This window comes from Micromonospora sp. M61, from assembly GCF_018070245.1.
Taxonomy (GTDB): Bacteria; Actinomycetota; Actinomycetes; order Mycobacteriales; family Micromonosporaceae; genus Micromonospora; species Micromonospora zamorensis.
The window spans coordinates 1-5356 of sequence record NZ_JAGPYA010000120.1; the positions used below are offsets into that span (position 1 = coordinate 1).

The 5356-nt window shown below is 69.9% G+C and carries 6 protein-coding genes; 5 read left to right on the forward strand and 1 reads right to left on the reverse strand.

Going from position 1 to position 5356, the window contains the following annotated elements; all coding sequences use genetic code 11:
- From KBX34_RS32625 to KBX34_RS32645, 5 genes are all read left to right on the forward strand, one after another.
- The coding region (locus KBX34_RS32625) for a hypothetical protein (protein WP_210928928.1) at positions 1-1308 on the forward strand (1308 nt) is incomplete at its 5' end.
- Between the two features lie 113 nt (positions 1309-1421).
- The gene (locus KBX34_RS32630; protein WP_099855207.1) at positions 1422-1742 is read left to right on the forward strand and encodes a WXG100 family type VII secretion target; all 321 of its coding nucleotides are present in this window, start codon (positions 1422-1424) and stop codon (positions 1740-1742) included.
- Between the two features lie 27 nt (positions 1743-1769).
- A complete protein-coding gene (locus tag KBX34_RS32635; protein ID WP_210793720.1) occupies positions 1770-2084 on the forward strand; it encodes a WXG100 family type VII secretion target in 315 nt (104 codons plus the stop codon).
- 11 nt (positions 2085-2095) lie between these two features.
- Positions 2096-2404 (forward strand): YbaB/EbfC family nucleoid-associated protein, encoded by a 309-nt coding sequence (locus KBX34_RS32640; protein WP_158240942.1) that lies wholly within the window; start codon positions 2096-2098, stop codon positions 2402-2404.
- 370 nt (positions 2405-2774) lie between these two features.
- Positions 2775-2954 (forward strand): hypothetical protein, encoded by a 180-nt coding sequence (locus KBX34_RS32645; protein WP_099855201.1) that lies wholly within the window; start codon positions 2775-2777, stop codon positions 2952-2954.
- A gap of 532 nt (positions 2955-3486) precedes the next feature.
- On the opposite strand, the gene KBX34_RS32650 is transcribed toward KBX34_RS32645, so the two are convergent.
- Positions 3487-5356: hypothetical protein (locus KBX34_RS32650; protein ID WP_210928929.1), on the reverse strand; the 1870-nt coding region annotated here is incomplete at its 5' end.

Genomic DNA, 5356 nt, shown 5'->3' on the forward strand with positions numbered 1-5356 from the left:
GCCGACGGCACCAAGGTCGACCGCAACCCTGACGGCGCGGTGATTCGGCAGACCACCTCCGAGGGCACCGTCTTCGACCGGTTCAACGGCGACGGCAAGCCCACCCACGGAACCGTGCCGGGGCAGGACGGGGGACCCGGGCAGCAGGTCGACATCACGTACGGCGCCGACGGGTCGAGTGTCTGGAGTTACCAGGGCGACGGCTCGAAGGTCTTCAGTGCCGCGGACGGGACGGTGACCCGGCAGGAGCTGAAGGACGGCAGCGTCTTCGACCGGTTCAACGGCGACGGCAGGCCCACCCACGGAACCGTGCCGGGGCAGGACGGGGGACCCGGGCAGCAGGTCGACATCACGTACGGCGCCGACGGGTCGAGTGTCTGGAGTTACCAGGGCGACGGCACCAAGGTCTACCGCAACGCTGAGGGCGACACCACCCGGCAGGTGCTGAAGGACGGCACGACCTTCGACCAGTTCGACGCGGAGGGCAACCCCACGCACGGCACCGCGCCGAGCACGAACGGGCAGCCGGCCCAGCAGATCACCATCACGTACGCCCCGGACGGGTCGAGCACTTGGAAGTACGGCGACGGCACGACGATCCAGCGGAACCCGGCGGGAGTCGTGACGGGGATGCAGGCCGGCGGGTGGACGTTCGACACGTTCGACGGGCAGGGACGGCCCACACACGCCACCGAGGACGGCAAGAACAACGCCGTGGACATCAAGTACGCCGCCGACGGTTCGAGTGTGTGGACGTACCGGGACGGGACAGTCGTCAGCCGTAACCCCGACGGGGACGTCGTGCTGATGCAGGCCGACGGGTGGATCTACGACGTGTTCGACGGTCAGGGCCGCCCGTTGCACGGGAGCAAGGACGGCAAGAGCATCACCATCTCGTACGGGGCCGACGGGCTCACCACCCTCATGTACGACCCGAAGAACGGGGTGGTCACCGACGGCAACGGCAAGCCGGTCGCCGTGATCGTGGACGGCAAGCGTTACGAGTACGCCGTGCAGATCCCGCTGCTCGGGGAGTCGATCGGCAGTCTGCGTAAGCAGCGTGACTCGGTCGAGAGCAGCCTCAATGCGATGGCGATCCACCTGCAGTCGATCTGCGAATCGTGGAACAGCCCGGCGGGGGACAAGTACGAGGCCCTCACCACCGACCTGAAGAAGCTCACCACCGACACCCGCGGCCTGCTCGATGACGCCCTCATGGCGATGCAGAAGTCGTACGAAACCTACGTCGCGGCCGAGGGAGCGAACCTCAAGAGCATGACCGCCGAGACCAGGATGACGCAGCGCTGAACCGGGGACTGTCGCGGTGTCCCGCAAAGAGGTCACTCGCGCTGTCCGCGCGGGCACCACCATCCTGATGAAGGCATAACAGCTGTCGACGGCAGCGGAAGGAAGAAGTTGCGATGGACCACATTCTCGTAACACCGGAAATGATCATGGACGCCGCGGCCAGCTGTGACGTGACCGCGACGGATATCGACGGTGAACTGGCCAACCTGCGGACGACTGTGGTGCAGATGCAGGCGATCTGGCACGGCGTCGCGGCCGGGCAGTTCGAGATCCTCATGCACGACTTCGACGTGTTCGGCCGGATGCTGCACAACGCGCTGACCGACATCGGCAGTGGCCTGCGCGGCAACTTCCACAACTACGTCGATGCCGAGCAGGCCAACATCAACAGCCTCGTCGCCGTCAACCAGGACATCCCCGGCGCGAACCTCTAGCCCTCCGCCACGAGACAGGACAGATCCATGCCAGATCCCACCACCAGTAACCTGCGCGTCCCGGCGGAACTGGAGATGGCCGGGCAGACGCTCAACGCCAAAGCCGCCGAAATCGAAGAGCAACTCGGGGCGCTGATCAACAAGTTGATGCCCCTGCAGGACCAGTGGCAGGGCCCGGCCCAGTCCTATTACCAAGGTCTGCAGCAGGAGTGGAACATCGCCGCAGACGGCCTCTTCGGCCCGACCGGTGTGCTCGGCAGGATCGCGTCGGCGATGAACCTGTCGTGGAACAACTACGCCGAGGGCGAATGGGCCAACGTGCGTACCTGGTCAGGGCGCTGAGGGAGGATCCCATGTCGGACTTGGACCGGATGTTGGAGCAGGCGCAGGCGGTGCAGGAGCAGATGGCCGCCATGCGCGACCGGCTGTCGGCCACCGAGGTCACCGGCACGGCCGCCAACGGTGCGGTGCGGGTCTCGATGACCGCGGCTGGCACCTTCACCGCCGTACACCTGAATCCGAACCTGTTCACCGACATCGACCCGGAGGAGATGGAGGAGCTGATGCTCGCCGCCCTTCAGGACGCCGGTGCACAGTTGCGCGACATGACCGAGCGCCGGATGGGCTCGCTCAACGAGATCTTCCAGTCGATCCAGCAGTAGCCGGGTAACAAGAGAAAGGCGACAGCACGCCGACGTAATTCGCCGACCCGCCGGAGACGTCGCTGCACCGACTGCTGCCGCGTGCCGCCAGCGGCGTGCCCGACGATGCTCGCGCAAGCCCGGATTGCCCTGGCGGACGGGGACGCGGCCGGGCGGCGGCCGCAGTCCCCGGCACCGGGCTCGACTGGGACGCGAACGCTCGGCGGCCGCTCCAGGCATACCTACCCGGTGGCCTGCCGAACGGCCCGCGAGCCGACCCCTCGCCGGAGGTTCACGCGCGCGGACCTGCGCTCGGAGTGGGTGGCGCACCTGCCACCGGCGCTCGATCTGACGGCCGCGCCCGAGCCGCTGCGCACCGCGACCGCCGACGATGCCGCCCCGGGCGTCACCGCCGGCCTGCGCGGTTCGCTGGCGGGCGTGGCGGCCCGACGGCGTGTGGGCGTACGTGCTGGGGCTCGACGCACCGGTGACCGAGCTGGCCGGCGCTATCGCCACGCCCATGCGCGCTCTGACCGGCTCGGACCTGCCGGTCCCGCTGGTCGAGATGTAAGTACCGGGTACCGCGTCGCCCGCCTACCAGCGGGCGAAGATGAATGCGGCGCTGCTGTGAGCGCGTGACGCGATCGTCGGTGTCGAACCGGTCCGCGTGTTCGACTCGGGCGACGCCGAGACGGGACCGGCTTTCGACACCGGCCACGACCGGCTGCACGGACCGGAACGCAGGCCGCTGCTGCTCTATCTCGACGCGGAAGCCGGCGTCCTGGAGTCTCCAAGCTCATGGCAGACGTCGTCGGACCGAGGCGCGTCGCGTCCAGCAGCAACGCGCGCGTCGTCGCGCTCCAGCACCGCGGTGCCTAGGTCCTGGCTGCCGTCGACCTTGAGCGTGGGCGTGCCGGTGGTCCTGGGGTCGTGGCATACGAGGGGTGCCGTACTCGTCGGACGCCAGCCAGAGCACCTGCTCGTCCGCGCTGCGCTGCACTTAGGTGGTGAGCCGGGCCAGGCCCTCGGTGATGGACGGTGGCGGAGAGCAGGGTGCTGGGCGGGCAGTCGGCAGTGGTGGCCGGTCGGTTCCTCTCGCCCGCTCAACAGTCCAGGATCAGCGCACCGAGGGTGTCCAGCACCGGCCGTCGTGCCGGATTGGCGACGGCCAGCAGCCTCAGACCGTCCATCAGCGTCAGCTTCGTCTCGAGGTGTAGATCCCGGGCCGCGGCGTGCACCTCGGCTGTCGGCAGCGGCTCACCCCGGGTGGCGCCGTGGGCGTATCCCAGCAACCGCGCCATTGCCGCGTCCGAGGCCGTCACAACCGGCAGGCCGGTGTGCAGCGCGGGAAGGGCGCTCAGCACCGCGTCGCTCTCGCCGAGCAGCCCGGCGAGCAGCGTGTTCCGGCGGACCGGGTCGGCCTCGGTGAGGAAGGCGTCGCGGATATCAGCGTGCCCGGTCGCGGCCAGGGTGTCGGCCGCCTCGTCCGCTGCCGTCCGCGTATCGGGCGCCGGACCGGTCAGCTCGGAGTCGCTGATCGGGAGCGCCTGGACCTGCTCACCCGGCAGCCCGGGTACCCAGCCGAGCGGCTCCAGTCCGGCCGTGGCCAGCTGGACGGTCCCCGGGAGCTCGTGCAACTCGGTGGTCGCCACCGCGTCGCCGCGGAACAGCTCGTCGTACGCGGTCAGCCAGTCCAGCGTGAACGACTGGCCCAGCGCCTCGCTGACCGGTGCCGGCAGGTCGATGGTGGGCAGGTCGTCGAAGGCGGAACCGGCGGCGCGCACCTGCTCGCCGAGCAGGGCGTGGTGCAGCAGCAGGAGGGGTATCGAACGCACCAGGTCGCTGAGTATGTCCCGCAGTCCGTCCACTGCGGCGGCTACCACCGCCGGAGTGTCGCCGCCACGTTCGGCCCAGGTCTGGGCGTAGGTGGTGGCCTCCCGGATATCGCCGTCGAGTAGATGGGTGATCCATTGCTGGGTGGCTGCGTCGATGTCCGGGTCGGGACGGTTCAGGGCCGCGTGGATGTCCGCGCGGGCCTGGTCGACGACGGGGCGCGCGGCGCTCTCGTACGCCGTTGGCGTCGCCTCCAGCAGCCGCGTGGTGTCGTCGCCCTCGGCGGGGGTGTTCGCGTTCGCGTGCCGGCGCAGCGCCTCCTCGCTGAAGTACCCGGGGATGCTGGCCTCGATGGTGGTGGCGAGCGCCTCCCACTGCTGCGCCCCCGCCGGATCCGCCGACTCGTCGAAAGCCGTGCGTAGCCTGGTCCGGGCGTCGTTGTAGAAAGCCTGCACGGCCGTCTCCGACACGTGCCGGCCCGCGTCGCGCGCCTCGAGTACGGCGGCCTGCACGGCTGCCTCGTGGCGGTGCGCCTGCAGATAGCTGAACGTGCTGCCGCGTACGGCGGTCAGCAGCTGCTCGTAGCGCACCTGCCACTCGTGCTCGGTCGCCTGGAATGCCGGGTCGTCGCTGCGGGTGCCCGCGGCGATCACCGGCGCCCACACCCGGTCGAACAGGTGACGCCCGGCGGCGACGAATTCCGTCCGGAACCGGTCGGCCACCTCGGCGGGCAGCCGGTCGAGCGACGCTGGTTGCGGGCTCCGCTCGGTCCGGGCGGCCGCGTCGGCCACCGCGTTGCCGAAGGCGCCGACAAGGTCGGGCCGGAACTCCTCGACGCGCCGGGCGGTGCCGATCCGGGCGGCGTAGTCGGTGCGCAGCGCGTCCTGCCGCGCCGTCCACTGCTGCGTCCGCGCTGCCTGGTCCAGGGTGGAGTTTCCGGTCGGGTTTGTCGGAGCGCCGTTGCTGGCGCCGAACCGGTACGACTCTGCGGCCGGCGCCCCGTTCGGGGCGCTGGTGAGGGCAGAGGCGAGCAGGCTGATCTGTGGGTTGCCGGGTAGGCCGGTGAGGAGCCGGTTCGCGATCTGCTGTGCCCGTTCCGGGGTGATCGGCTGGCGGGGGGCGGGGAGTTCGATGGTTGAT

Bases quoted from the DNA above. Each gene is read 5' to 3' on its own strand.
- KBX34_RS32640 (WP_158240942.1), top strand. From the start codon at position 2,096: ATGTCGGACTTGGACCGGATGTTGGAGCAGGCGCAGGCGGTGCAGGAG.
- KBX34_RS32630 (WP_099855207.1), top strand. From the start codon at position 1,422: ATGGACCACATTCTCGTAACACCGGAAATGATCATGGACGCCGCGGCC.
- KBX34_RS32635 (WP_210793720.1), top strand. From the start codon at position 1,770: ATGCCAGATCCCACCACCAGTAACCTGCGCGTCCCGGCGGAACTGGAG.
- KBX34_RS32645 (WP_099855201.1), top strand. From the start codon at position 2,775: ATGCCGCCCCGGGCGTCACCGCCGGCCTGCGCGGTTCGCTGGCGGGCG.